We start from the raw sequence: 25654 nt of genomic DNA, 5'->3' as shown, positions 1-25654 counted from the left end.
GGACCGCTTCGTGGTCGCCGGGCTCGAGGAGCTGGCCGACGTGGGCCGCACGCTCGTCATGGGCGTCGTCAACGTCACGCCCGACTCGTTCTCCGACGGCGGCGAGTGGTACGAGCCCGACGCCGCGGTCGCGCACGGGCGCGAGCTGCTGGGCGAGGGCGCCGACATCCTCGACGTGGGCGGCGAGTCGACCCGGCCCGGCGCCGGCCGCGTCCCCGTCGAGGCGGAGCTCGCGCGCGTGCTGCCCGTGATCTCCGCGCTCGCGGCGGAGGGCGCGGTCGTCAGCGTGGACACGACGCGCGCCGTGGTCGCCGAGCGCGCGGTCGCGGCGGGCGCGCGGATCATCAACGACGTCTCGGGCGGGCTCGCGGACCCGGCGATGGCCGACGTCGTCGCGCGCACGGGCGTCGCCTACGTCTGCATGCACTGGCGCGGGCACGCGGACGTCATGGACGACCTCGAGGACTACGACGACGTCGTCACGGACGTGCGCGACGAGCTCGCCGCGCGCGTGGACGTGCTCCTCGCGGCGGGCGTGCGGCGCGACCAGGTCGTCCTCGACCCGGGCCTGGGGTTCTCGAAGGCCGGGTCGTCCAACTGGCCCCTGCTGGCCCGCCTCGGCGAGCTCGAGGAGCTCGGCCTGCCGGTGCTGGTCGGCGCGTCCCGCAAGCGGTTCCTGGGCCACCTCCTCGCACGGTCCGACGGGCAGCCCGTGCCGCCCCTGCTGCGCGACGACGCGACCGCCGCGATCACGACGCTCGCCGCCGCCGCGGGCGCGTGGTGCGTGCGGGTCCACGCCGTCCGGGCCTCGGCCGACGCCGTGCGCGTCGCGGCGGCATGGTCCCGCGCAGGCGGGGCGGGGTGGGGCCCCCAGGACGGGAGCACGGGCGCGACCGACCGACCGAGGACCGGGAGCGACTCGACGGCGCGGCCCACGACCTAGCAGGATGGGCGACGGGCCCCGCGGCGCGGCCGGCCCGGCGCAGCACGACACACGCAACGAGACACGGTGCCGAGAGGTCCGTCCGCCCGACCGGCGGGCGGCGACGGAGCACCGGACGGGAGCACGACGTGACCACAGCGTTCGCAGGAGCGGTCCTCGACGCGGACGGACGGCCGTTCGACCGGATCCGGCTCACGGGCCTGAGCGCCACGGGGCACCACGGTGTCTTCGAGCACGAGAAGGCCGAGGGCCAGCTCTTCCGCGCCGACGTCGTGCTCCACCTCGACACGCGCGCCGCGGCGAGCGGGGACGACCTCGCCCAGACCGTGAGCTACGCGGGCGTCGCCGAGGACGTCGTGGCCGTGCTCGCGGGCTCGCCCGCCGACCTCGTGGAGACGGTGGCCGAGCGCATCGCCGCGACGATCCTCACTCACGACGAGGTCGTGGCGGTCGACGTCGCCGTGCACAAGCCCCAGGCGCCGATCACGGTCCCGTTCGAGGACGTCGAGGTCGTCATCCGCCGCGACCGCGTCGTCGTGCCGGTCGTCGGGCCGCTCGCCCGCCGGTCCGAGCAGCACGGCCTGCGCGACGGGCAGCCCGTCGCGCCGATCCCCGTGGGCTCGGTCGCCCCGGCGCTCATCCACGGCGTCGGGGACGCCCCGGTCTCCGAGGACCGCGCCGAGCTGGCCCCCGCGCCCGACGTCATGCCCCCGAGCATCCCCCCGGGCACGACGCCGGTCCCCGACGTCCCGTCCCCCACGGCCGAGGACCTGCCCGAGCCGCCGTACGGGACCGCGCACGAGGCGGCGCACGAGCCGGGAGCGGGTGGACCGCTCCTCGACGACGCGTCCGACGCGACGCGGGAGGCGCCGGTCGTGGACGCGCCGACGGCGCCGACCGGCGACGACTCGACGGCCGCGGCGCCCGCCGCGGCCGCACCGGAGGAGCCGACCTACGCCGCCCGGCCCGCCGAGGAGCAGAGCCCGGCGTCGTACGACGCGCTGCTCGAGGCCGTCGCACCGCCGGCCGCGGTCGCGCCCGCCCCGGAGCCGATGCCGGGCGCGTCCGCCGCACCGGAGCCGACCCCGGCCGCTGCCGAGCCCGTCGCCCCGGCGAACCCGGCCGCCGACGCGGTCGCCGTGCCCCTGCCGGAGCGGGGCACGGAACCCGCGCCCGAGGCTGCTCCCGCTCCGTTCGACGAGCCCGCGCAGCACGCCGGTCAGCCCGAGCACGCCGCGCCGACGTCCGCGCCGCTCGCCGCGGCCGCCGCGCCGCTCGCGGCGTCGCCCGACGCGGGCGCTCCGGTCGCGGCACCCGAGGAACCGTCTGCGCCGGGTCCGGCGGACGAGGCGCCGCCCGCCGAGCACGACCGCATGGACGACGTCCCCGCCGGGTTCGTCGAGGTGGTGCTCGCCCTCGGAGCGAACCTCGGCGACGCGCAGCAGACCCTGCGCGACGCGATCACCGACCTCGACCGGATCTCCGGGCTCGAGATCACGGAGGTCTCGCCGCTCGCGCGGACGGCCGCGGTGGGCGGCCCCGACCAGCCCGACTTCCTCAACATCGTCCTGCTCGCGCGCACGCGACTCTCGGCCCGTGACCTGCTGCACGCGTGCCAGGCCGTCGAGCACGCCCACGGCCGGGTGCGCGACGAGCGCTGGGGGCCGCGCACCCTCGACGTCGACCTCGTCGTGTACGGCACGCTGACGGCCGTCGCCGACGACCTGGAGCTGCCGCACCCGCGCGCCCACGAGCGGGCGTTCGTGCTCGAGCCCTGGTCGCAGATCGACCCCGACGCCGTGCTGCCCGGTCTCGGCGGGGGACCGGTCGCCGCGCTCGCGGCGACCGCGCCCGACCGGGGCGGGATCCGGTGGCTCGCGCTCGACTGGCTGACCGACGCCGCGCCCGAGCCCACCGGGGCGGTCCCGGTCGCCACCGGGGGCTCCGACGCCCCCGCCCCGTCGGCCCCCGCGCCGGCAGAGCACGGGGTCGTCGACGACCCGTACCGGCAGCCGTCGGACGACGCCGCGACCGGACCCCAGCACGCGCCCTCGACCTCGGGGCCGACGCCCGTCGGCGCGCAGGCGGCACCGGCGGACGGCCCCGCGCCGGCCGGGCTCCCGCACCCGCCCGTCCCGCCGCAGACCCCGCAGCAGCCGCAGGCGCCGCACCCGGCGGTGCCCGAGCGTCCTGCGGCCCCGCAGCAGCCGCTGCCCCAGCGGCCCCCGACCCCGCAGCAGCAGCTCCCCGCTCAGCCGCTGCCGCCGCAGGAGCCCCTCGCCCCGGGCGCGGCGCTCCCCGTCGCCCCGCCGCAGGCCGCGGTCCCGCCGCATGCGGCCGCCCCGTCGGAGGCGCCCGTGGTCCGGCCCGTCTTCGCCCCGGTCTCCGAGGGCGTGGTGCCCCCCGCGGAGGGGCCGTCCACGACGGTCGTCCCGGACGGGTCGTTCGGGACGCAGCAGGACGGGGCGGGCGTCGCGCCGTTCCCCGGGCCGTCGCACCGTCCGGCGACGCTGCCCGACCCGGAGCCCCCGGCGCAGGACGTGGTCCGGCCCGCGGAGCACGGCGCCTCGGCGTTCACCTCCTTCGCGCCGGTCCACCCGGCGGCGCCGCCGGTCGCGGCACCGCACGCGCCGGCCCCCGCGGGCCCGGCGGACGCCGTCGACGACGGCATGATCCGGTCGGTGCCGTTCGCCCCGGTCCAGCCGCCCGTCCACTCGCCGAACCAGGCGTCGGCCCCCGGGCCGCTCGCCGACGCGTCGCTGCCCCCGGCGACCGACCCGTGGCCGCCGTTCGGTCCGGTCTCGGGCGCCGCGCACGACGCCCAGCGCTGATGCGGCGCACCTCGGTCCGCACCCTCCTGCTCGTGGCGGTCGCCACGGCGGTCGTGGGCTGGTTCGTCGTACGGCTCCTCCAGGGCCGCGGCACGCACCTGCCGGCGGTGCCGTGGATCGTGGACGTCGCGGTCGTCGCGCTCGCAGGAGCGGTGTTCTGGGCCGGGTGGACCGTCCGCGCCTACCAGCGGGGCAAGCGGCCCTCGCTCGACGCGATCCGCGCGGCCCGCACGTTCGTGCTGGCCAAGGCCGCCGCGCTCACGGGCGCGCTGCTCGCGGGGTGGTACGGCGCGCAGGTGCTCGTGACCCTGCCCGACCTCTCGATCGAGGCGCAGCGCGACCGCGCGGTGGCGGCGGGCGTCGCGGTCGCGTGCGCGGTGCTGCTCGCCGTGGTCGGGCTCGTGGCGGAGCGGTTCTGCCAGCTCCCGCCCGACGACCGCGGCGAGGGCCGCGAGGGCTCGACGACGCGCGAGGACCCGGAGACGCCGGGCGCGAGCACGCCCGCCTGACGCCGCGGCGCGTGGGCGTGACGCACGACACGTGACCCGGGGCGCACCGGGACGGGATGGGAGAATCGACGCATGACCGACCCTGCACGGGACACCGATCCCCGCGGCACCGGCCCCTTCGACCCGCCCGGCGTCGAGTGGACGCGCGTGTCGCCCCGGCTGATCACCGCGCGCCTGCTGTCGGTCGGCATCACGCTCGCGGTGCCGGCCGTCGCGGCGGTCGTGCTGGCGATCCTCTTCCCGCACTGGTGGCAGTGGCTCGTGCTCGGGGTGCTCGTGCTCCTCGGGCTGTGGGCGCTCGTGCTCGTCCCGCGCCAGGTGCGCGCGATCGGGTACGCCGAGCGCGACGACGACCTGCTGATCCGTCACGGCATCATGTTCCGCCAGCTCGTGGTCGTGCCGTACGGCCGCATGCAGTACGTCGACGTGCAGGCCGGGCCGCTCGCGCGCAAGCTCGGCATCGCGCAGGTGCAGCTCCACACGGCGTCGGCGTCGACCGACGCGACGATCGACGGTCTCGAGCCCGCCGAGGCGGAGCGTCTGCGCGACCGTCTCGCGTCGCGCGGCGAGGCGAGGCTGGCGGGCCTGTGAGCGAAGCACCGGCCACCGACGACCTCGTGTGGCACCGGGTGCACCCGGTCACCCCGCTCGTGCGCGGCTGGACGGTCATCGCGGTGCTGCTCGTCGTCGTCGGGCAGCAGACGCTCAACGGCCTGCCGGAGGGCGAGAACCTCCTCGAGGGGAACCGCTGGTGGATGATCCTTCTCGGCATCCTCGTGGTCGGGCTCGTGGGCCTGGGGTACTCGGCGCTCGCGTGGCGCATGACGAGCTACGCGGTCGACGACGAGTCCGTGCACCTGCGCACGGGCGTGCTGTTCCGGCAGCAGCGCAAGGCGCGGCTGGACCGGCTCCAGGCGGTCGACGTCGTGCAGCCGCTCCTCGCGCGCTTCTTCGGCCTCGCGGAGCTCAAGCTCGAGGTCGCCGGGGGCGCGGACTCGGGCGTGAAGCTCGGCTTCCTCAAGGAGGTGGAGGCCAACCGGCTGCGCAACGACCTGCTCGCGCGCGCCGCCGGACTGCGGGTCGCGCGCGAGCGCCCGGTCGGCGTCCCGACGGCGGACGCCACCGGGACGGAGGGGACCGTCGCTGGCCCGCCCGGCGCGACGCCCGACGCCGGGGCGGACGCACCCGGGCCGGTGGCCGACGGGCTCCTGGTCGCCCCCGAGGCGCCCGAGCAGCCGGTCACCGCGGTCGGGCCGGGGCGGCTCGTCGCCTCGCTCGTCCGGTCGGGCGCGACGGTCGGCCTCGTCCTCGGTGTCCTGGGGATCGCCGGGGTCGTCGTCGGCACGCGCGAGATCGGGATCCTGTTCAGCGCCCTGCCCGCGGTCCTCGGGTTCGGCGGTTTCCTGTTCTCCCGGTTCTCGGGCGAGTTCGGCTTCCGCTCGGCGATCTCGCCCGACGGCATCCGGCTGCGGCACGGCCTCCTGGAGACCCGGTCCCAGACGATCCCGCCCGGGCGCGTCCAGGCCGTGCGGCTGCGGCAGGGCCCGTTCTGGCGCGGGCCGGACTGGTGGCGGGTCGACGTCAACGTCGCGGGCTACGGCGTGAGCTCCGACGGCTCGGACACGACGAGCGTGCTCCTGCCCGTCGGGACGCGCGACGAGGCGCTCGCCGCGCTGTGGCTCGTGCTGCCCGACCTCGGCACGTCCGACCCGCGCGCCCTCCTCGACGAGGGCCTGTCCGGCCTCGACGCGGGCGAGCACTTCACGGTGACCCCGCGGCGCGCGCGCCTGCTCGACCTCGTGTCGTGGCGGCGCAACGGCTTCGCCGTGACCGACCGCGCGCTCGTGCTGCGCGGCGGGCGGGTGTTCCGCAGCCTCGTCGTCGTGCCGCACGAGCGCACGCAGTCCCTCGGGCTCGAGCAGGGCCCGCTGCAGCGCCGCTTCGACGTCGCGACGTTCGCGGTGCACTCCACGCCCGGCCCGGTCTCGCCGAAGGTCTGGCACCTCGACGCGGGCGACGCCGCGCGCCTCCTCGACACCCAGGCCGAGCGAGCCCGCGAGGCCCGTGCGCACGCCGGCCCGGAGCTGTGGATGCGACGCGACGACGTCCCCCTGGTGCCCGCGTCCGCACCGGCCGCCGAGCCGCCTCCCGCCCCCGGTACGGGACCCGACGACCGTCCGGCCGCCGACGGGGAGCAGCCGTGAGCGCGGCGGCGTCACGGCCCGGACGCCTCGGCGTGGGCGTCGTGGGGGCGGGCCGGGTCGGGGCCGTGCTCGGCAGCGCGCTGCGCGCCACCGGCCACGCGGTCGTCGGCGCGAGCGGCGTGTCCGACGCGTCGCGCGAGCGGATCGAGACCCTCCTGCCCGGCGTGCCGGTGCTGGAGGTCCCGCAGGTCGTGGAGCGCGCGGAGCTCGTGCTCCTCGCCGTGCCCGACGACGCGCTGGGCGACCTGGTCCGCGGCCTCGCCGACGTGGGGGCCTGGCAGCCGGGGCAGATCGTGGTGCACACGTCCGGTCGCTACGGGACCTCGGTGCTCGACCCGGCCCGCGCCGCGGGGGCGATCCCGCTCGCTCTGCACCCGGCCATGACCTTCACCGGCACGTCGCTCGACCTCGCGCGGCTCGAGGGCACGACGTTCGCCGTCACCGCGCCGGGTCCGGTCCTGCCGATCGGGCAGGCGCTCGTCGTCGAGCTCGGCGGGGAGCCCGTCGTCGTGGCGGAGGAGTCTCGCGGCCTCTACCACGCGGCCCTCGCGCACGGGGCGAACCACCTCGTCGTCCTCGTCGCCCAGGCGGCGCAGGCGCTGGAGGCGGCGGGCGTCGACCGGCCGGGGCGCGCGCTCGCCCCGCTGCTCGCCGCCGCGCTCGACGGCGCGACCCGCGGCGCCGACGCGGGCGCCGAGTCGGGGACCGGGTCGGGCGCCGGCGCTCTCCTCGGCCTCACCGGTCCCGTGGTGCGCGGCGACGTCGGCACCGTCCGCGAGCACCTGGCCGCCCTCGACGCGCTCGCGGCGACGAGCGACGCGGCCGACGTGCCGCCGTCGTACCGGGCGCTGAGCCGCGCCGCGACCCACCGCGCGCTCGCGGGCGGTCGCCTCGACGAGCGGACGGCCCGCGCGCTGCTCGACGCGCTCGGCGCGGACCCCGACGAGCCCGCCTCCCCCTCCGACCCTGAGGGTGCGCGGCACGACGATGAAGGAACGGCATGACCACCACCCCCCACCCGGACGCCTCGGCCGACGTCTCGACCGCGACTCCGCGCGTCGTCGCGACCCGTGCCGACCTCCGCGCGACGCTCGACGCCTGGTCCGCCGAGCACCCGGGCGCGCGCCGCGCCGTCGTCATGACGATGGGCGCGCTGCACGCCGGGCACCTCGAGCTCGTGCGGCGGGCGCGGGCCGAGGTCGGGCCGCACGGCCAGGTCGTGGTCACCGACTTCGTCAACCCGCTCCAGTTCGGCCCGGGCGAGGACTTCGAGCGCTACCCGCGCGACGTCGCGGCGGACGTCGCGCTCCTCGCGGCCGCCGGGGCCGACGTCGCGGTGGACGTCGTCTTCGCCCCGACCGTCGAGGAGCTGTACCCGGACCTCGGGTCGTCGACGGGCGGCGCCGGCCCGATCGTCCGGGTCACCTCGGGCCGGATCGGCACCGTGCTCGAGGGCGCGTCGCGACCCGGCCACTTCGACGGCGTGCTCACGGTCGTGCTCAAGCTGCTCCACCTCGTGCGGCCCGACGTCGCGGTGTTCGGGGCCAAGGACGCGCAGCAGCTCCTCGCGGTGCGGCGCCTGGTCGCCGACCTCGACCTCGACGTGGAGATCCTCGCGGTGCCCACCGTGCGCGAGGCGGACGGCCTCGCGCGCTCGTCGCGCAACGCCTACCTGTCGCCCGCCGAGCGGGACCAGGCGCTCGCGCTGAGCCGCGCGCTGCAGGCCGGGCAGGGCGCCGCGGAGGCGGGCGCCGACGCCGGTAGCGTCCTCGCCGCCGCGCGGGGAATCCTGGACGCCGCCGACGGCGTTGACCTGGATTACGTGGTGCTCGTCGATCCCGCTACCGTGGAGGACCTGGCGCCCGGCGCCGTCGGTCCCGGGCTCCTCCTGGTCGCGGCACGCGTGGGCACCACCCGTCTCATCGACAACGCGGCCGTCGAGATCGCGCCGCCCGCGACCCGGGCCGCCGACCCCGCCGGCCGTGCCCCCGCACCTGGAGGTACCGCGTGACCGCGCCGACCCCGCCGAGCCCGCACCGTCGACCGGCGTCCCTGCAGCGCCCCATGATGATCGGCAAGATCCACCGCGCGACGGTGACGCAGGCCGACCTGCACTACGTCGGATCGATCACCGTGGACGCCGACCTGCTCGACGCCGCGGACCTCTACCCGGGTCAGCAGGTCGACGTCGTGGACGTCACCAACGGAGCCCGCCTGACGACGTACGTCATCCCGGGCGAGCGCGGCGCCGGGCAGGTGTGCATCAACGGCGCCGCCGCGCACCTCGTGAAGCCGGGCGACGTTGTCATCCTCATCGCCTACGGCATGCTCGACGACGCCGACGCGCGCACCTACCTGCCGAACGTCGTCTTCGTGGACGCGCAGAACCGGATCGTCGAGCTCTCGGACGAGCCCGGCCTCGTTCCCGCCGGTCACGGCCTCGAGGCGAGCGGCCTGCCGTTCGCCCCGTTCCGTGCCGGGGGCGGCGCGGGGGCGGCCGGCGGCGACGCGTCCGTGGTGCGCCCCGCGTGAGCGGACGCGGCGGGTCCTCGACGCCAGCGCTCGTTCGGACGCTCGCCCGGACCCTCGCCGCCCCGGCGCCCGGCTGGACGACGACGGCGGACGTCGTCGTCGTCGGCTCGGGTATCGCGGGCCTCACGGCCGCGCTCGAGCTGCGTACGAGAGTGCCGCGCGTCCTGCTCGTGACGAAGGGCGAGCTGTCGTCGGGCTCGACGGTGTGGGCGCAGGGCGGCATCGCCGCGGCGCTCGACCCCGAGGACTCGCCCGAGGCGCACCTCGCGGACACGCTCGTCGCGGGCGTCGGGGTGTGCGACCCGGCCGCGGTCGAGGTGCTGGTCACGGAGGGCCCGGCGCGCGTGCGCGAGCTCGTCGCGCGCGGCGCGAACTTCGACCGGGCCGAGAACGGCGACATCGCCCTGACGCGCGAGGGCGGTCACCACGCCGACCGCATCGCGCACGCGGGCGGCGACGCTACCGGGGCCGAGATCTCGCGCGCGCTCGTCGCGCAGCTCGAGGCAGTGCGCAGCGACCCGGGCATCGAGGTCATCGAGAACGCGCTCGTGCTCGACGTCCTCACCGGTGCGGGACCGGACGGCTCCCCGCGCGCCTGCGGTGTCACGCTCCACGTGCGGGGCGAGGGCACGCGCGACGGCGTCGGGGCGGTGCTCGCGCGCGCGGTCGTGCTCGCGACCGGGGGAGTGGGGCAGGTGTTCCGCTCGTCGACCAACCCGCCGCAGGCGACGGGCGACGGTATCGCGGCGGCGCTGCGCGCGGGCGCGACGCTCGGCGACCTCGAGTTCGTCCAGTTCCACCCGACGGTCCTGTGGCTCGGCCTCGGCGCCAAGGGGCAGCTCCCGCTCATCTCCGAGGCCGTGCGCGGCGAGGGCGCGATCCTCCTCGACACCGACGGCCACCGCTTCATGCCCGCACAGCACCCCATGGCCGAGCTCGCGCCGCGCGACGTCGTCGCGCACGCGATCGTGCGGCAGATGGCCGCGACGGGCTCGGACCACGTGCTGCTCGACGCGCGCCACCTCGGCGCCGACTTCCTGCGCTCGCGCTTCCCCACGATCACGGAGCGGCTCGCCGAGAACGGCCTCGACTGGACCGAGGAGCCCGTCCCCGTGGCGCCCGCGCAGCACTACCACTCGGGCGGTGTCGTGACCGACCTGCACGGGAGGTCCACCGTCGACGGCCTCTACGCCATCGGCGAGGTCGCGTGCACGGGCGTCCACGGCGCCAACCGGCTCGCCTCCAACTCGCTGCTCGAGGGCCTGGTGTTCGCGCACCGCGCGGCGCGCCAGATCACCGACCGGGTCGCCGCGGGCGAGCTCGAGCAGGTCGAGCCGTCCGGCCGGCCGGGGCCGTCCGCGCTCGTCGCGGCCGCGGCGCGCTCACGCATCCAGTCGATCGCCTCGGCGGGCCCCGGCGTGATCCGCGACGGCGACGGCCTCGCCGTCGCCGCAGCCCGGCTCGCCGCGGTCCGCACCGACGCGCACGAGGCGAGCGACGTCGTCGCGCAGCCGCAGGCCGCGGAATGGGAGACGACGAACGTGCACCAGGTCGCGACCGCGCTCACCGCGGCGGCGGCGCTGCGCACCGAGAGCCGCGGCGGCCACTTCCGCACCGACTTCCCGGACACGGACCCGGCATGGGAGCGCCGCGTGCTCGTCTCGCTCGACACTGACGGAACGCTTCGCGTCGGCTGACCGGCCCGGCGCCGAACACGACGTTGCGGTCGTTATCCGCCGGATAGCGACCGCAACGTCGTTCTCGACGGAGCGCAGGGTCGTGCTCGACGCCACGCGGGGCCGACTACCGTGGGGGCGTGAGCAGCCCTGCCGAGCCCGTGCCCGCCCTTCCGTCCGACGGCGGAGCGCTGCCCGTCCCGTCACGCGTCGAGCCGGGGCTCGACCCGGCGTGGATCGCCGAGACCGTCGCGCGGGCGCTCGACGAGGACCTCGGCGTCGCGCCGGGCCGCGATGTCACGACGCAGGCGACCGTGCCGCCGTCGGCCACCGGGACCGCGCACCTCGTGGCGCGCGCGGACGGGGTCGTGGCGGGGCTCGTCGTCGTCGAGGAGGTGACGCGGCAGGTCGCGGAGCGGTTCGGCCTCCCGCCCGTCGAGGTGACGTTCGTCGCGTCCGACGGCGAGGCCGTCGGCCGCGGCCGCGTGCTCGCCGCGCTGACCGGCCCCGTCCAGGTGCTGCTCACCGCCGAGCGCACGCTGCTCAACCTCGCGAGCCGGGCGTCGGGCGTCGCGACGGCGACGCGTGCGTGGGCGCGCGAGCTCGCCGGGACGGGCGCGCAGGTGCTGGACACGCGCAAGACGACGCCCGGCCTGCGCGCGCTGGAGAAGTACGCCGTGCGCGCCGGGGGCGGGACGAACAAGCGCATGGGGCTCTACGACGTCGCGATGGTCAAGGACAACCACGTCGTGGCCGCCGGGTCGGTGAGCGGTGCGATCGACGCGATCCGCCGCACGTTCCCGGACGTGCTCGTCCAGGTCGAGGCCGACACGACGGCACAGGCGCTCGAGGCCGTCGCGGCGGGCGCGGACTTCCTGCTCCTCGACAACATGCCGACCCCGGTCCTCGCCGAGACGGTCGCGGCCGTCCGGGCGCGCGAGGGGACGGACGGCGTCCCGGCGAAGGTCGAGCTCGAGGCGACGGGCAACCTCACGCTGGACCGCGCGCGCGAGGTCGCGGGCACCGGCGTCGACTACCTCTCGGTCGGCGCGCTCACCCACTCGGCCCCGATCCTGGACCTCGCGCTCGACCTCCTCCCCACCCTCCCGCCGAGGGAGAGCCCTGGTCCCGCGAGGTAGAGCCCTGGTCATGACCACGGCTCTACCTCGCGCGACCATGGCTCTACCTCGCCAGACCGGGGCTCTACCTCGGCGACGCGGGAGCGTCGGTAGAATCCTCGGGTGACCTCCCCCGACGGAACCCCCTCTCCTGACGCGCGCCAGCCCGAGGAGCACGTCGACGACGTGCCGGAGCAGATGCAGGTCCGCCGCGAGAAGCGCGAGCGGATCCTCGCACGGGGCGACGAACCGTACCCCGTCTCCGTCCCGCGCACGACGACGATCGCCGACGTCCGGGCCGCGTACGCGCACCTGGAGACCGGCGAGGAGACGCAGGACGAGGTCGGCGTCGCCGGCCGGGTCGTGTTCCTGCGCAACACCGGCAAGCTGTGCTTCGCCACGCTGCAGGACGGCGAGGGCAACCGCCTGCAGGTCATGCTCAGCCAGGCCGTGGTCGGGGAGGAGTCGCTCGCGGCGTTCAAGTCCGACGTCGACCTCGGCGACCACCTGTTCGCGCACGGCCGTGTCATCAGCTCGCGCCGCGGCGAGCTGAGCGTGTTCGCCGACGCGTGGCAGATCGCCGCGAAGGCGTTGCGCCCGCTCCCGGTGCTCCACAAGGAGCTCTCGGAGGAGGCGCGCGTGCGCCAGCGCTACGTCGACCTCATCGCGCGCCCGGCCGCCCGGGACACGGTGCGTCTGCGCGCCGCCGTCGTGCGCTCGATCCGCGAGAACTTCTGGGAGCGCGGTTTCGTCGAGGTCGAGACGCCGATGCTGCAGACGCGCCCGGAGGGCGCGGCGGCACGCCAGTTCGAGACGCACATGAATGCATTCGACATCGACCTGTTCCTGCGCATCGCCCCGGAGCTGTTCCTCAAGCGCGCGGCGGTCGGCGGTGTCGAGAAGGTGTTCGAGATCAACCGCAACTTCCGTAACGAGGGCGTCGACTCCACGCACTCGCCGGAATTCGCGATGCTCGAGGCGTACGAGGCCTACGGCGACTACGACACGATGGCCGTGCTCACGCAGAACCTCGTGCAGCGTGCCGCGCAGGACGCGCTCGGGACGACTCTCGTCACGCTCGCCGACGGCACGGAATACGACCTCGGCGGCGAATGGACGCAGCTCAAGATGTACGACTCGCTCTCGGACGCGCTGGGCGAGGCGATCACGCCCGAGACGTCGGTCGAGACGCTGCTGACGTACGCGGAGAAGTTCGAGCTCACCTTCGACCCGAAGAACGTCAACCACGGCAAGCTCGTCGAGGGGCTGTGGGAGCACCTCGTGGGCGACCACCTCGTCGCGCCGACGTTCGTGCGCGACTTCCCCGTCGAGACCTCCCCGCTCACGCGCGACCACCGGGCGGTGCGCGGCCAGGTCGAGAAGTGGGACCTGTACGTGCGCGGCGTCGAGCTCGCGACCGCGTACTCCGAGCTCGTGGACCCGGTGGTCCAGCGCCAGCGCTTCGAGGCGCAGGCGCTGCTCGCGGCCGCCGGCGACGAGGAGGCCATGCGCATCGACGAGGACTTCCTGACCGCGATGGAGTACGCGATGCCGCCGTCGGGCGGCATGGGCCTGGGCATCGACCGTCTGCTCATGGCGCTGACCGGCCTCGGCATCCGCGAGACCATCCTCTTCCCGCTCGTGAAGCCCGCGCAGTAGCGCGGCCGAGACCTAGGATCGACAGCATGGACATCTGGCCCACCGTCGCGGCGCTGATCCCCTCGATCGGCGTCGGCGTGCTCTTCTACGTCGCGATGCGCGCGATCGTGCGCGCCGACCGCAACGAGCGCGCCGCGCTCGCGCGCCTCGACGCGGAACAGGAATCGGCCGTCGACGGGAATGTCACGGCCTCGCGCGACTCCTGATTCCCGCACGGTGCCGCGCGCAAAGAGCGAGAAAATGACGTACCCGCGTCCAGGAATGGTGGGCGCCGTGCCGGGGCGGCACGCGCCGGACAACGGCGTGGCCAATTGACGGTCCCGACTTTTCGATGGCATCCTGACGAGGACAATCATTCCTGTGAAGCGTGAGGTAACCACAGTGGCCCAGAAAGTCCAGGTAATTCTCGTCGACGACCTCGACGGGGGCGCGGCCGACGAGACCGTCACGTTCGCACTCGACGGCGTCTCCTACGAGATCGACCTCAGCACCAAGAATGCACAGGAGCTGCGCGACGCCTTCGCGTCGTGGGTCGGCAACGCGCGCAAGGTCTCGTCCCGCACGAGCACGGCCCGCCCCGCGCGCCGCAGCAGCCGCTCCGCCGGTTCCGCCCGCGCGACCGAAGTCCGCGAGTGGGCCCGCGCCAACGGCTACACGGTCAACGACCGTGGCCGCATCTCCCAGGAGATCCAGACGGCCTACGACGCCGCGCACTGACGCGACACCGCACGAGCACCGGAGCGCCCCGCCGACGAGCCCGTCGGCGGGACGCTCTCGCGTCCACGGGCGTCGTCCCGCCGGCCCGGTGGTCGGCCGGTGCCGGCGGCACCCGCCCGGAGAACTAGGCTCGGGTCATGACCTCCGCGACCCGCGCCCTCTGGATCGGCACCTACCCGCACCCGGCGAACGGCGGTGCGGAGGGCGTGTGGCGCGTCGGGCTCGACGTCGACGCCGCGGCCGGGACGGGGTCGTTCGTGGGCGGGGTGCTGGCGGCCGAGACGCCGTCGCCGTCGTTCCTCGCGCTGGACGGCGACACCCTGTACGCGGTGGGGGAGACGGAGTCGGGCTCGGTGTCGGCGTTCGCCGTCGTGCCGGACGGCGGCCTCGCACCCCGGGGCGGGCCCGTCGCCACGGGCGGGACGTTCCCGTGCCACGTGGCCGTGAGCGGCGACGTGCTCGTCGCGAACTACGGGGACGGCGTCCTCACGGCCGTCGCGCGGGCGGCGGACGGCGCGCTCGCCGCGGCGCCGGACGACGGCGCGGCCGTCCTCGTGCGCCGCCAGGGGCACGCGGGCGCGGGTCCGGTCGCCGACCGCCAGGAGGGGCCGCACGCCCACTTCGTCGCCCCGCTCGCGCACCTCGGCGCGGCCGACGACGGCAGCGGCGACGTGCTCGTCGTCGACCTGGGCACCGACGAGCTGCGGCGCCACGACCCCGCTGCCCCGGACGGCGCGGTCCCCCGCGTCGTCGCGACCTTCCCGCCGGGGACCGGACCGCGCCACCTCGCCGCGCTCCGGTCGGGTCACCTCGTCGTGGTCGGCGAGCTCGACCCGGCCCTGTTCGTCCTCGCGCCGGTCGACGGCCCGGACGGCGTGCGCACGTACGACGTCGTCGCCCGCTACGACGTCACGCACGCCGCGCCGCCCGCCGGCGGCGGGAACTACCCCTCTCACGTCGCGGTCTCGGCGGACGGGTCGCGCGTCCTCGTCGCGGTGCGCGGTGCCGACGTGCTCGCCGTGCACGCCGTCGAGCCGGGGCACGACGGCGGGGTCCCCTCGCTGCGCCACCTCGCCGACTCTCCGGTGGGTGGCGCCTGGCCTCGACACTTCGCCGTGCTCGCCGGCCCCGCGGCGCCCGAGGAGCCGCTGCACGACCTCGTCGTCGTCGCGAACCAGAACGACGACCCGCTCATCGAGCGTCCGGAAGCCGACTCCACGGCGGAGGAGCCGACGTCGAACCTCGCGCTCCTGCGCGTGCGCCGTTCGGACGGCGCCGCCCACGTGCTCGACGTGCTCGCGCTGCCGGCCCCGGCGTGCGTCGTGGAGGCCTGACCCGCCGTGACCGCGCTCGAGCTGCCGGAGGGCGTCTCCCCGGACCCGGCGACCCCGCTGCGGGTCGCGATGCTCTCCGTGCACACGTCGCCCCTCGACCAGCCGGGGACCGGCGACGCGGGCGGCATGAACGTGTACGTCACCGAGCTCGCGCACGCGCTCGCGCGCCGCGGCACGCAGGTCGAGATCTTCACGCGCGCCACGGCGTCGAGCCAGCCCCGCAAGGTCGAGGTGTCCGACGGCGTGACGGTGCGCCACGTCGTCGCCGGGCCCTTCGAGGGGCTCGACAAGAACGACCTGCCCGGCCAGCTCTGCGCCTTCACGGCGGGGGTGCTGCGCGCGGAGGCGCGGCACCACGAGGGCTGGTACGACGTCGTCCACACCCACTACTGGCTCTCCGGCCAGGTGGGCTGGCTCGCGGCCGACCGCTGGGACGTCCCGCTCGTGCACACCATGCACACGCTGGCGCGCGTGAAGAACGCCGCGCTCGCGCCGGGCGACGCGCCCGAGCCGCTCGGCCGGATCATCGGGGAGGAGCAGGTCGTCGCCGAGGCGGACGCGCTCGTCGCGAGCACCGACGCCGAGGCGGACGACCTCGTGCGCGACTACGCGGCCGACCCCGCGCGCGTTCACGTCGTGCCGCCGGGCGTCGACCTCGACCTGTTCTCCCCGGACCCCGGCGCGTCGGCGGGCGACGGCGCCGCGCGGCGGGAGCGGCGCCGGGTGCTGCGCGCCGGGCTGGGGCTGCCCACCGACGGCGGCCTCGTGCTCTTCGCGGGCCGCGTGCAGCCGCTCAAGGGTCCGGACGTGCTCGTCCGGGCGCTCGGCGTCCTCGCCGAGCGCGGGGATCCCGTGCCGACGCTCGTCGTGCTGGGCGGCCCGAGCGGGCGCCCGACGGCCGTGCGCGAGCTCGAGGCCCTCGCCTACCAGGTCGGGGTGAGCGACCGGCTCGTCGTCCGCCCGCCGGTCCCGCGCGACGAGCTCGCGCGGTGGTACCGCGCCGCCGACGTCGTCGCCGTGCCGTCGCACAACGAGTCGTTCGGGCTCGTGGCGGCCGAGGCCGAGGCGAGCGGCACGCCCGTCGTCGCGGCCGCCGTCGGCGGGCTGAAGACCGTGGTCGAGGACCAGGTGTCCGGCGTCCTCGTCGCCGACCACGACCCCGTGACGTGGGCGCGCGTGCTCGGCGACCTGCTCGCCGACGACCAGCGCCTCGCCGCACTCGGCGACGGCGCCCGGCGCGCCGGCGCGCGGTTCGGCTGGGACACCGCCGCGCTGCGCATGCTCGACGTCTACGCGCAGGCGCGCAAGGTGCGCGCGGCGCGCTGATGCCGCGCGCACCCCTCGCTGCGGGTCAGGCGTCCGGCGCGGCGCGCTCCAGGACCAGGACGGGGATCTCGCGCGACGTCTTCTCCTGGTAGTCCGCGTACGGCGGGTAGGCGGCGACCGCGCGCTCCCACCAGAGCGCCTTCTCCTCGCCGTGGACCTCGCGCGCGACGTAGTCGTGGCGCTCGGCCTCGTCCTGGAGCTCGACCTGCGGGTGCGCGAGGACGTTGTAGTACCAGACGGGGTGCTTCGGGGCGCCGCCCAGCGACGCGACGACCGCGTACACGCCGTCGTGCTCGACCCGCATGAGCGGCGTCTTGCGGACCTTGCCGGTCCGGCGCCCCAGGGTCGTGAGCACGACCACCGGCATCCCGTTCAGGGTCGTGCTGCGCGTCCCGCCGGACGACTCGTAGGACTCGGCCTGCTTTCGGGACCAGGCGCTCGGGCTGGGGGCGTACTCTCCGTCGATCGGCATGTCCGGGCAACGTGCGCGACGCCCGCCCGATTCCCGGACCTTCGTCCCACGCCCGACGGCGACGGTCACCACCACGTGGGACGCGGGTGCCCGCGCGCCGGGCCGTGCGGCAGGATGGAACCCATGACCTACACCCTCGTGCTGCTCCGCCACGGCGAGAGCGAATGGAACGCCAAGAACCTGTTCACCGGCTGGGTGGACGTCGCCCTGTCGGAGAAGGGGACCGAGGAGGCGAAGCGCGGCGGTCAGCTCCTCACCGAGGCCGGCGTCCTGCCCGACGTCGTGCACACCTCGCTCCTGCGCCGCGCCATCACGACGGCGAACCTCGCGCTCGACGCCGCGGACCGCCACTGGATCCCGGTGAAGCGGTCGTGGCGCCTCAACGAGCGTCACTACGGTGCGCTGCAGGGCAAGAACAAGAAGCAGACGCTCGACGAGTTCGGCGAGGAGCAGTTCATGCTCTGGCGCCGCTCGTACGACGTCCCGCCGCCCGCGATCGAGCTGGGCTCCGAGTTCTCGCAGGACACGGACCCGCGCTACGCCGACGCGCCCGTCGTGCGCACCGAGTGCCTCAAGGACGTGCTCGAGCGCGCCCTGCCGTACTGGGACGGCGAGGTCGTGCCGGACCTGAAGGCGGGCAAGACCGTCCTCGTCGCGGCGCACGGCAACTCGCTGCGCGCGATCGTCAAGCACCTCGACGGCATCTCCGACGAGGACATCGCCGCGCTCAACATCCCGACCGGCATCCCGCTGCTCTACGAGCTCGACGAGGACCTCAAGCCGGTGACGAAGGGCGGCCGCTACCTCGACCCCGAGGCCGCCGCCGAGGCCGCCGCCGCGGTCGCCAACCAGGGCCGCTGACCGCCCGCACGCACAGACGACCGTGGCCCGTCCGGATCTCCCGGACGGGCCACGGTCGTCTGTGCGCAGGAACCGAGACGGCGAGGTAGAACCACCGGCACCGAGGTAGAGCTCCGCGGGTCCTACGTCGAGACCTGAGGCTCTACCTCGCGGCAGGGCCGTGGCGCCGTCGTCAGGCAGACGCGCGGGCGGAGCCGGCGGGGGTGCCGCGGTCGTCGGCGAAGTCGCCGGTGACGAGGTACGTCACGCGCTTGGCGATGGAGACGCCGTGGTCGCCGAAGCGCTCGTAGTAGCGGCCCACGAGCGTGACGTCGACGGTCTCCTGCGGGGTCCCCGTCCACGTGCCGTCGAGCAGCGCGGTGAAGGTGTCCTGGTGGAGCTTGTCGAGCAGGTCGTCGTCGCGCTCGATGTTCGCGGCGACGGTCAGGTCGCGCGTCGTGAGGAGCGTCGTCGTCCGGCGGGCGACGCGCACGGCGGCGTCGTGCATCTGCTCGAAGGTCCGGTGCAGGGACGGCTCGATCGCCCGGGCCGGGTAGCGGCCGCGCGCGACCTGCGCGATGTGCCGGGCGAGGTCGCCCATGCGCTCCAGGGTGGCGCTCATGCGCAGCGCGCTGACCACGACCCGCAGGTCGGTGGCCACGGGCTGCTGCTGCGCGAGGAGGAGCACGCAGCGCTCGTCGAGCTCGCGCTCGAGGGCGTCGATCGTGTGATCGTCGCCGATGACCGACTGCGCGAGCTGCAGGTCCGCCGTGAGGAGCGCCTGCCCCGCGCGGTTGACGGCCGACTCCACCAGCCGGCTCATCTCGGCCAGGTCGTCGCCGACCTGCTTCAGCTCGGCCTCGAAGATCTCCCGCATCGCTTCCCTCTCGTCGTGACCGGTCCGTCCGGTCCGTGACGGCGTGCGCCCCTGCGCGCCGGGCGGCGCCCGGGCACGCCGTCGGCTCCCGTCACGCTCGCAGGTGCGGTCGACCGGGCGGTGAACTCCAGGGCGCCGCCAGGTGAACTCTTGGCGGCTCACGCCCGTGGAGCGCCGGATCGACGGGTCGGGCGCGCGCGCGACCGTACGCTGGACGTGTGCAAGCCGAGAGTCTCATCGAGGGCGCGACCGTGCTGGCCGCCGGCGTCGTGGGCGTCGTCGTCGGCGTGATCGCGGCCATCGCGTTCCGTGTGAGCGAGCGCCAGCAGCGCGCCGCCCGGGTGGAGCCGACGCCCGAGCTCGACGAGGGTCTCGTCCGCGTGCTCGCCGTCCTGCGGTCCGCCGCCGTCGTGCTGGACGAGGAGGGCGAGGTCGTGCGAGCCAGCCCGCCGGCGTACGCGCTGGGCGTGGTGCGCGGCGACGCGGTCGCGCACGCGGCGATCCGGGACATGATCGACGACGTGCGCCGCGACGGCGTGATCCGCGACGAGGAGCTCGAGCTCCCGCGCGGGCCGGTCGGCCGGGGCACGGTCATGCTCCAGGTCCGCGTCGCCCAGGTGGGCCCTCAGCACATGCTCGTGCTCGCGGAGGACCGGACCGAGGCGCGGCGCGTCGAGGCGATCCGGCGCGACTTCGTCGTGAACGTGTCCCACGAGCTGAAGACGCCGGTCGGGGCGCTGGCGCTGCTCGCCGAGACGGTGCAGGACGCGGCCGACGACCCGGTGGCGGTGCGGCGGTTCTCCGCGCGCATGCAGTCGGAGGCGACGCGTCTGTCCGCGCTCGTGCAGGAGATCATCGAGCTCTCGCGGCTCCAGGTCGCGGGCGCGCTCCAGGAGGTCACGGTCGTGCCGGTGCGGGGCGTCGTCGAGGAGGCGGTGGACCGCGCGCGCACGACGGCGCAGGGCAAGGGCATCACGCTCACGACCGGGGGAGAGCTCGACGCCGCGGTGTACGGCGACCACAACCTGCTCGTCACCGCGGTGCGCAACCTCCTCGACAACGCGGTCGCCTACTCGGGCGAGAACACGCGCGTCGGGGTCGGCGTCTCGCTCGCGGGCGACCTGGTCGAGATCGCGGTCGTGGACCAGGGCATCGGGATCTCGGCCGACGAGCAGGCCCGCGTGTTCGAGCGGTTCTACCGGGTGGACCCCGCGCGCTCGCGCGACACCGGCGGGACGGGCCTCGGCCTGAGCATCGTCAAGCACGTCGCCGCCGACCACGGCGGCGAGGTCACCATGTGGTCCGAGCCGGGACGCGGCTCCACCTTCACGCTCCGGATCCCCGCGGCGGACGTGCCGGTCGAGCGGGCACGTGCCGCGGCGTCGGGCACGACCCACGACGCTCCGGGGGACGAGGGCACGGCCGGGGCGGACCCCGGGACCGTGCAGCACGACGTGCGGCGGGCCGCGCAGGCCCCCGCACCCGACGACGTACAGAACAAGGAGGTAGGCGCGTGACGCGCATCCTGGTGGTGGAGGACGAGGAGTCGTACCGCGACCCGTTGACGTACCAGCTGCGGCGCGAGGGCTTCGACGTCGTCGAGGCGGCGACGGGCACCGAGGCGCTGGAGCGGTTCGACGCGGACGGGGCGGACCTGGTCCTGCTCGACCTCATGCTCCCCGGGCTCAGCGGCACCGAGGTGTGCCGCGAGCTGCGGCAGCGCGGCGACGTGCCCGTCATCATGCTCACGGCGAAGGACTCGGAGATCGACAAGGTCGTGGGCCTCGAGCTGGGTGCGGACGACTACGTGACGAAGCCGTACTCGTTCCGCGAGCTGCTCGCGCGCGTGCGCGCCGTGCTGCGCCGCAAGGGCGGGGAGAACGGGGGCGAGGTCGTCGCGGAGAGCGCGCTGGAGGTCGGTCCGGTGCGCATGGACGTCGAGCGGCACACGGTGAGCGTCGACGGCCAGGTCGTGCCGTTCCCGCTCAAGGAGTTCGAGCTCCTGGAGCTGCTGCTGCGCAACGCGGGGCGCGTGCTCACGCGCGGGCAGCTCATCGACCGGGTCTGGGGCACGGACTACGTGGGCGACACCAAGACGCTCGACGTCCACGTGAAGCGCATCCGGTCGAAGATCGAGCCCGAGCCGGCGAGCCCGCGCTACCTCCTCACGGTCCGCGGGCTCGGCTACAAGATCGCGGACGGCGTCGGCCAGTCCTGAGGAACGACCGCCCGGCACGGGCGCACGGCCGGACCGACGGCCCCGGCACGTCCTCTCGACGAGCGTGCCGGGGCCGTCGCCGTGCCCGTCCCAGTGCCCGTCCGGCGCCCGTCCGGCGCCCGTCCCCGTGCCGTGCCCGTGCCCGTGCGACGTCGGCCCACCCCGCCTGGCGGGTGGCACGGAAGGTCTGTGCACTGTTCATCCCTCGTTCACCCGCTCTCGGGGAACGCGTCACCCGGCGCTCCTAGCGTCGGGCTCGTCACCGGCGCTCGCTGGTGCCACGAGACGCTTGAACAGGATGGAACGAAGAGTGAAGCTCAGCCGATTCTCCCGTGCTGGATCCGCCGTCGCGATCGGTGCGCTCGCGCTGACCCTCGCCGCCTGCGGGTCGGACGACCCCGTCGGCAGCGCCGACGGCGCCACCGACGGTTCCTCCGAGGGCTCGTCCGAGACCGCGAGCGACCTCAGCGGTGAGCTCAACGGTGCGGGCGCCAGCTCGCAGGAGTCCGCCATGGAGGCGTGGCGCGCCGGGTTCCAGAGCGCGAACCCCGACGTCACCGTGAACTACGACCCGGTCGGGTCCGGCGGCGGCCGCACCCAGTTCCTCGAGGGCGGCGTCGCGTTCGCCGGCTCGGACGCGGTGCTCAAGGAGGAGGAGATCACGCAGTCGCAGGCCGTGTGCGGCCCCGACGGCGCGATCGACCTCCCGGTCTACGTCAGCCCGATCGCCATCATCTACAACCTGCCGGACGTCGCGGAGCTCAACCTCGCGCCGGCCACCATCGCGGGCATCTTCAACGGCACCATCACGCAGTGGAACGCGCCGGAGATCGCCGCCGACAACCCCGACGCGACGCTCCCGGACCTCGCGATCACCCCGGTCCACCGCTCCGACGAGTCGGGCACGACCGAGAACTTCACCGAGTACCTCGCCGCGACGGCGGGCGACGCGTGGGGCCACGAGCCGAGCGGCGACTGGCCGACGCAGGGTGGCGAGTCCGCGCAGGGCACCTCGGGCGTCGTGCAGACCGTCCAGGGCGGCGAGGGCACGATCGGCTACGCCGACGCGTCGAAGGCCGGCGACCTCGGGACCGCGAAGATCAAGGTCGGCGAGGAGTGGGTCGCGTACTCGCCCGAGGCCGCGGCCAAGGTCGTCGACGCGTCGCCGCGCGTCGAGGGCCGCCACGACCACGACATCGCCGTCGAGCTGGACCGCACGACGACCGAGGCCGGCGCGTACCCGCTCGTGCTCGTCTCGTACGCGGTCGCGTGCCTGAACTACGAGGACGAGGCGACGGGCGACCTCGTCAAGGCGTTCCTCACCTACATCTCGAGCGAGGAGGGCCAGTCGGCCTCCGCGTCGGCCGCGGGCAACGCGCCGATCTCGGAGGACCTGCGCACGGACGTCCACGCGGCGATCGAGGCCATCACGGTCGGCGCCGCCGGCTGACGACCGCCGGGAACCAGGGGGCGGCGGGGCCTACGAGCCCCGCCGCCCCTCACCCGCGAGATCGCCCGCGACCCAGACCTCACGCAGCAGGACCGCATGCACCGGGAGCACGAGTGACCACCACAGCCCCACCCACGACGCCGGGCGCCACGCCGGGCCCGACGCCTCGCGCGGGAGCCCCGCGCCGCCGGGCCCGGAACACCGACCGCGGCGTCAACCGCGCGTTCCGCTGGACCGCGACGGGCGCCGGAGGGCTCATCCTCGCCGTCCTCGCCGCGGTCGCGATCTTCCTCGTGCTCCGCGCGTGGCCCGCGCTCACCGCGGGCGGGGACGTCCTCGGCGAGGAGGTGTCCTGGTTCCCGGAGGGCGCCTCGCTGCTGTCGTTCGTCGGTCCGCTGATCTTCGGCACGCTCCTCGCGGCCGCGCTGTCGCTCCTCCTCGCGACGCCGGTCGCGATGGGCATCGCGCTCTTCATCTCGCACTACGCGCCGCGCCGGCTCGCGTCGACCCTCGGGTACGTCGTCGACCTCCTCGCGGCGATCCCCAGCGTCGTCTACGGCCTGTGGGGCTCGCTCGTGCTCCCGCCGATCGTCGTCCCGGTGTGGTCGTGGCTCGCCGACACGTTCGGGTGGTTCCCGCTCTTCGCCGGCCCGGCCTCGCCGACCGGCCGCGTCCTGCTCACCGTCGCGCTCGTGCTCGCGGTGATGATCCTGCCGATCATCACCGCGGTGAGCCGCGAGGTGTTCCTCCAGACGCCGAAGCTCCACGAGGAGGCGGCGCTCGCGCTCGGCGCGACGCGCTGGGAGATGATCCGCACGGCGGTCATCCCGTTCGGGCGGTCGGGCGTCATCTCCGCCGCGATGCTCGGCCTCGGCCGCGCGCTCGGCGAGACGATGGCGGTGCTGATGATCCTCTCGCCCGGGCTCCTCTACTCGTTCAAGATCCTGCAGGCCGGGCAGCAGCAGACGATCGCCGCGAACATCGCGGCCGACTTCCCCGAGGCCAACCCCCTCGGGGTGAGCACCCTCATCGCGACGGGCCTCGCGCTGTTCCTCATCACCCTGCTCGTCAACATGGGCGCCCGCGCGATCGTCGCGCGGCGCAAGGACTTCTCGGGAGCCAACTGATGAGCGCCCTCAGCACCAGCCCCGCGCGCGGGGCCTCCGCCCCCGACCCGGAGCGCACCGCGTCCGTCCGCGCGCTCCTGCGCGGCGCGGACGCCGGCCGCCGCCGCAAGGACCGCACGATGACGGTCCTCATGTGGAGCGCGTTCGCCCTCGCGATGGTGCCGCTCGTGTCCGTCGCGTGGACCGTCGTCGTGCACGGCATGGAGCGGTTCGACGCCTACTTCCTCACGCACTCCATGCGCGGGGTGTTCGGGGGCATGGACGCGGGCGGCATCTACCACGCGATCCTCGGCACGCTGCTCATCACGCTCGGCGCCGCGGTGATCTCGGTCCCCATCGGCCTGCTCGCGGCGATCTACCTCGTCGAGTACGGCCGCGGCCCGCTGGCCCGTGCGGTGACGTTCTTCGTCGACGTCATGACGGGCATCCCGTCGATCGTCGCCGGTCTCTTCGCCTACGCGCTCTTCGCCGTGGTCTTCGGTCCCGGGGTGCGCATGGGCATCGTCGGCTCCGTCGCGCTGTCCGTGCTCATGATCCCCGTCGTCGTGCGCTCGTGCGAGGAGATGCTCCGGCTCGTGCCCAACGAGCTGCGCGAGGCGGCCTACGCGCTCGGCGTGCCCAAGTGGCTCACCGTCGTGCGGGTCGTGCTGCGCACGTCGATCGCGGGCATCACGACCGGCGTCATGCTCGCCGTCGCGCGCGTCATCGGCGAGACCGCGCCGCTGCTCATCACCGTCGGCGTCGTCGACTCCATCAACGGCAACCTCTTCGAGGGCCGCATGATGACGCTGCCCGTGTACGTGTACCGGCAGTACAGCCAGGGCCTGGTGCCCTGCAGCAACGTCACCGACGTCGTGTGCATCCCCGACATCAACTACGACCGGGCCTGGGCGGCCGCCCTGACGCTGATCCTCATCGTCATGCTGCTCAACCTCGTCGGGCGACTCGTCACCCGCTGGTTCGCCCCCAAGACCCTCCGCTAGAACAGGACAGCTCCGATGGCACAGCGCATCGACGTCAAGGACCTCAACATCTACTACGGCGACTTCCTCGCCGTGCAGGACGTCGGCATGACGATCGACCCCAAGTCCGTGACGGCCTTCATCGGCCCGTCCGGGTGCGGCAAGTCGACGTTCCTGCGGACCCTCAACCGCATGCACGAGGTCATCCCCGGCGCGCGCGTCGAGGGCACGGTCGCCATGGAGGGCGTGGACCTCTACGGGGACGACGTCGACCCGGTCGCCGTGCGTCGCCAGGTCGGCATGGTCTTCCAGCGGCCGAACCCGTTCCCCACGATGTCCATCAAGGAGAACGTGCTCGCGGGGGTGAAGCTCAACAACAAGCGCATCTCGAAGTCCGACGCCGAGGACCTCGTCGAGTCGTCGCTGCGTGGCGCGAACCTGTGGAACGAGGTGAAGGACCGCCTCGACCGTCCGGGCTCGGGCCTCTCCGGCGGCCAGCAGCAGCGCCTGTGCATCGCGCGCGCCATCGCCGTCAAGCCCCAGGTGCTCCTCATGGACGAGCCGTGCTCGGCGCTCGACCCGATCTCCACGCTCGCGATCGAGGACCTCATCGCCGAGCTCAAGGACGAGTACACGATCGTCATCGTCACGCACAACATGCAGCAGGCGGCGCGCGTGAGCGACCGCACGGCGTTCTTCAACATCGCGGGCACCGGCAAGCCGGGGCGCCTCATCGAGATGGACGACACCGCGACGATGTTCTCCTCGCCCACCCAGCAGGCCACCGAGGACTACATCTCCGGCCGCTTCGGGTGACCTGAGCCGCATCGGGCCCAGCAGACGCGGTCTGCGCGGCCTG

At 75.0% G+C, this 25654-nt stretch carries 24 protein-coding genes; 22 read left to right on the top strand and 2 right to left on the bottom strand.

Annotated features, from left to right (window positions below; genetic code table 11):
* Positions 1 to 58: 58 nt before the first annotated feature.
* From folP to mshA, 15 genes are all read left to right on the top strand, one after another.
* Positions 59 to 943 (top strand): dihydropteroate synthase, encoded by an 885-nt coding sequence (gene folP / locus ABWU78_RS17280; RefSeq protein ID WP_439159057.1) that lies wholly within the window; start codon positions 59 to 61, stop codon positions 941 to 943.
* Positions 944 to 1071: 128 nt separating this feature from the next.
* On the top strand, positions 1072 to 3774 hold the full coding sequence (gene folK / locus ABWU78_RS17275) for a 2-amino-4-hydroxy-6-hydroxymethyldihydropteridine diphosphokinase (RefSeq protein WP_439159049.1): 2703 nt from the start codon (positions 1072 to 1074) through the stop codon (positions 3772 to 3774).
* On the top strand, positions 3774 to 4283 hold the full coding sequence (locus tag ABWU78_RS17270) for a DUF3180 domain-containing protein (RefSeq protein WP_253052568.1): 510 nt from the start codon (positions 3774 to 3776) through the stop codon (positions 4281 to 4283). Before folK ends, ABWU78_RS17270 begins: the two co-directional genes overlap by 1 nt.
* 72 nt (positions 4284 to 4355) lie before the next feature.
* Positions 4356 to 4874, top strand: a complete 519-nt coding sequence (locus ABWU78_RS17265) for a PH domain-containing protein (protein WP_253052570.1) — start codon at positions 4356 to 4358, stop codon at positions 4872 to 4874.
* A complete protein-coding gene (locus ABWU78_RS17260; RefSeq protein ID WP_439159048.1) occupies positions 4871 to 6487 on the top strand; it encodes a PH domain-containing protein in 1617 nt (538 codons plus the stop codon). The genes ABWU78_RS17265 and ABWU78_RS17260 overlap by 4 nt, the downstream gene beginning before the upstream one ends.
* Positions 6484 to 7491, top strand: coding sequence for a Rossmann-like and DUF2520 domain-containing protein (locus tag ABWU78_RS17255; protein ID WP_439159047.1), 1008 nt, complete (start codon positions 6484 to 6486; stop codon positions 7489 to 7491). Before ABWU78_RS17260 ends, ABWU78_RS17255 begins: the two co-directional genes overlap by 4 nt.
* Positions 7488 to 8498 (top strand): pantoate--beta-alanine ligase, encoded by a 1011-nt coding sequence (gene panC, locus ABWU78_RS17250; RefSeq protein ID WP_439159046.1) that lies wholly within the window; start codon positions 7488 to 7490, stop codon positions 8496 to 8498. The genes ABWU78_RS17255 and panC overlap by 4 nt, the downstream gene beginning before the upstream one ends.
* A 53-nt stretch (positions 8499 to 8551) precedes the next feature.
* Entirely contained in the window at positions 8552 to 9019 is a 468-nt protein-coding gene (gene panD, locus ABWU78_RS17245) for an aspartate 1-decarboxylase (protein ID WP_439159056.1), read from the top strand.
* Positions 9016 to 10716 carry an L-aspartate oxidase gene (locus ABWU78_RS17240; RefSeq protein ID WP_439159045.1) on the top strand — a complete coding sequence of 567 codons (1701 nt, stop codon included), beginning with the start codon at positions 9016 to 9018 and terminating at the stop codon, positions 10714 to 10716. Before panD ends, ABWU78_RS17240 begins: the two co-directional genes overlap by 4 nt.
* Before the next feature lie 170 nt (positions 10717 to 10886).
* Positions 10887 to 11834, top strand: coding sequence for a carboxylating nicotinate-nucleotide diphosphorylase (gene nadC, locus ABWU78_RS17235; protein ID WP_439159055.1), 948 nt, complete (start codon positions 10887 to 10889; stop codon positions 11832 to 11834).
* A gap of 177 nt (positions 11835 to 12011) precedes the next feature.
* Positions 12012 to 13472 (top strand): lysine--tRNA ligase, encoded by a 1461-nt coding sequence (lysS, locus tag ABWU78_RS17230; protein ID WP_439159054.1) that lies wholly within the window; start codon positions 12012 to 12014, stop codon positions 13470 to 13472.
* A 26-nt stretch (positions 13473 to 13498) separates the two neighbouring features.
* Positions 13499 to 13678, top strand: coding sequence for a hypothetical protein (locus ABWU78_RS17225; RefSeq protein ID WP_253052580.1), 180 nt, complete (start codon positions 13499 to 13501; stop codon positions 13676 to 13678).
* Positions 13679 to 13853: 175 nt separating this feature from the next.
* A complete protein-coding gene (locus tag ABWU78_RS17220; RefSeq protein ID WP_253052582.1) occupies positions 13854 to 14189 on the top strand; it encodes a histone-like nucleoid-structuring protein Lsr2 in 336 nt (111 codons plus the stop codon).
* 137 nt (positions 14190 to 14326) lie between these two features.
* Complete coding sequence (locus ABWU78_RS17215) at positions 14327 to 15523, top strand: lactonase family protein (RefSeq protein WP_439159044.1); 1197 nt, start codon at positions 14327 to 14329, stop codon at positions 15521 to 15523.
* A 69-nt stretch (positions 15524 to 15592) separates the two neighbouring features.
* Positions 15593 to 16849 (top strand): D-inositol-3-phosphate glycosyltransferase, encoded by a 1257-nt coding sequence (gene mshA, locus ABWU78_RS17210; protein WP_253053643.1) that lies wholly within the window; start codon positions 15593 to 15595, stop codon positions 16847 to 16849.
* A 25-nt stretch (positions 16850 to 16874) separates the two neighbouring features.
* Here mshA and ABWU78_RS17205 read toward each other — a convergent pair whose 3' ends face one another.
* Positions 16875 to 17321 (bottom strand): nitroreductase family deazaflavin-dependent oxidoreductase, encoded by a 447-nt coding sequence (locus tag ABWU78_RS17205; RefSeq protein WP_253052586.1) that lies wholly within the window; start codon positions 17319 to 17321, stop codon positions 16875 to 16877.
* Between the two features lie 123 nt (positions 17322 to 17444).
* Here ABWU78_RS17205 and ABWU78_RS17200 point away from each other — a divergent pair, with 123 nt between their 5' ends.
* Positions 17445 to 18182, top strand: coding sequence for a phosphoglyceromutase (locus tag ABWU78_RS17200; RefSeq protein WP_253052588.1), 738 nt, complete (start codon positions 17445 to 17447; stop codon positions 18180 to 18182).
* Between the two features lie 172 nt (positions 18183 to 18354).
* Here ABWU78_RS17200 and phoU read toward each other — a convergent pair whose 3' ends face one another.
* On the bottom strand, positions 18355 to 19038 hold the full coding sequence (phoU, locus tag ABWU78_RS17195) for a phosphate signaling complex protein PhoU (RefSeq protein ID WP_053370239.1): 684 nt from the start codon (positions 19036 to 19038) through the stop codon (positions 18355 to 18357).
* A 218-nt stretch (positions 19039 to 19256) separates the two neighbouring features.
* On the opposite strand from phoU, the gene ABWU78_RS17190 reads away from it, so the two are divergent.
* The 6 genes from ABWU78_RS17190 to pstB all read left to right on the top strand — a co-directional run bounded on the left by ABWU78_RS17190 (position 19257) and on the right by pstB (position 25611).
* A complete protein-coding gene (locus ABWU78_RS17190) occupies positions 19257 to 20555 on the top strand; it encodes a sensor histidine kinase (RefSeq protein ID WP_253052590.1) in 1299 nt (432 codons plus the stop codon).
* A complete protein-coding gene (locus tag ABWU78_RS17185; RefSeq protein ID WP_253052592.1) occupies positions 20552 to 21256 on the top strand; it encodes a response regulator transcription factor in 705 nt (234 codons plus the stop codon). Before ABWU78_RS17190 ends, ABWU78_RS17185 begins: the two co-directional genes overlap by 4 nt.
* 310 nt (positions 21257 to 21566) lie before the next feature.
* Complete coding sequence (gene pstS / locus ABWU78_RS17180) at positions 21567 to 22706, top strand: phosphate ABC transporter substrate-binding protein PstS (protein ID WP_439159043.1); 1140 nt, start codon at positions 21567 to 21569, stop codon at positions 22704 to 22706.
* Positions 22707 to 22819: 113 nt separating this feature from the next.
* A complete protein-coding gene (pstC, locus tag ABWU78_RS17175) occupies positions 22820 to 23833 on the top strand; it encodes a phosphate ABC transporter permease subunit PstC (RefSeq protein ID WP_253052596.1) in 1014 nt (337 codons plus the stop codon).
* Entirely contained in the window at positions 23833 to 24816 is a 984-nt protein-coding gene (gene pstA, locus ABWU78_RS17170; protein WP_253052598.1) for a phosphate ABC transporter permease PstA, read from the top strand. Before pstC ends, pstA begins: the two co-directional genes overlap by 1 nt.
* A gap of 15 nt (positions 24817 to 24831) precedes the next feature.
* Complete coding sequence (gene pstB / locus ABWU78_RS17165) at positions 24832 to 25611, top strand: phosphate ABC transporter ATP-binding protein PstB (protein WP_047233890.1); 780 nt, start codon at positions 24832 to 24834, stop codon at positions 25609 to 25611.
* Positions 25612 to 25654 lie beyond the last annotated feature (43 nt).

The organism is Cellulosimicrobium sp. CpK407 (genome assembly GCF_051844275.1).
Lineage (GTDB): Bacteria > Actinomycetota > Actinomycetes > Actinomycetales > Cellulomonadaceae > Cellulosimicrobium > Cellulosimicrobium cellulans_G.
Note: the sequence above shows the minus strand (reverse complement) of the source record. Positions and strands in the feature narration are given on the sequence as shown.

Excerpts from the sequence above, each read along its gene's own strand:
- folP (WP_439159057.1), top strand. The coding sequence starts at position 59 with ATGGGCGTCGTCAACGTCACGCCCGACTCGTTCTCCGACGGCGGCGAG.
- ABWU78_RS17270 (WP_253052568.1), top strand. The coding sequence starts at position 3,774 with ATGCGGCGCACCTCGGTCCGCACCCTCCTGCTCGTGGCGGTCGCCACG.
- ABWU78_RS17265 (WP_253052570.1), top strand. The coding sequence starts at position 4,356 with ATGACCGACCCTGCACGGGACACCGATCCCCGCGGCACCGGCCCCTTC.
- panC (WP_439159046.1), top strand. The coding sequence starts at position 7,488 with ATGACCACCACCCCCCACCCGGACGCCTCGGCCGACGTCTCGACCGCG.
- panD (WP_439159056.1), top strand. The coding sequence starts at position 8,552 with ATGATGATCGGCAAGATCCACCGCGCGACGGTGACGCAGGCCGACCTG.
- lysS (WP_439159054.1), top strand. The coding sequence starts at position 12,012 with ATGCAGGTCCGCCGCGAGAAGCGCGAGCGGATCCTCGCACGGGGCGAC.
- ABWU78_RS17225 (WP_253052580.1), top strand. The coding sequence starts at position 13,499 with ATGGACATCTGGCCCACCGTCGCGGCGCTGATCCCCTCGATCGGCGTC.
- ABWU78_RS17215 (WP_439159044.1), top strand. The coding sequence starts at position 14,327 with ATGACCTCCGCGACCCGCGCCCTCTGGATCGGCACCTACCCGCACCCG.
- mshA (WP_253053643.1), top strand. The coding sequence starts at position 15,593 with ATGCTCTCCGTGCACACGTCGCCCCTCGACCAGCCGGGGACCGGCGAC.
- ABWU78_RS17205 (WP_253052586.1), bottom strand. The coding sequence starts at position 17,321 with ATGCCGATCGACGGAGAGTACGCCCCCAGCCCGAGCGCCTGGTCCCGA.
- ABWU78_RS17200 (WP_253052588.1), top strand. The coding sequence starts at position 17,445 with ATGACCTACACCCTCGTGCTGCTCCGCCACGGCGAGAGCGAATGGAAC.
- phoU (WP_053370239.1), bottom strand. The coding sequence starts at position 19,038 with ATGCGGGAGATCTTCGAGGCCGAGCTGAAGCAGGTCGGCGACGACCTG.
- pstA (WP_253052598.1), top strand. The coding sequence starts at position 23,833 with ATGAGCGCCCTCAGCACCAGCCCCGCGCGCGGGGCCTCCGCCCCCGAC.
- pstB (WP_047233890.1), top strand. The coding sequence starts at position 24,832 with ATGGCACAGCGCATCGACGTCAAGGACCTCAACATCTACTACGGCGAC.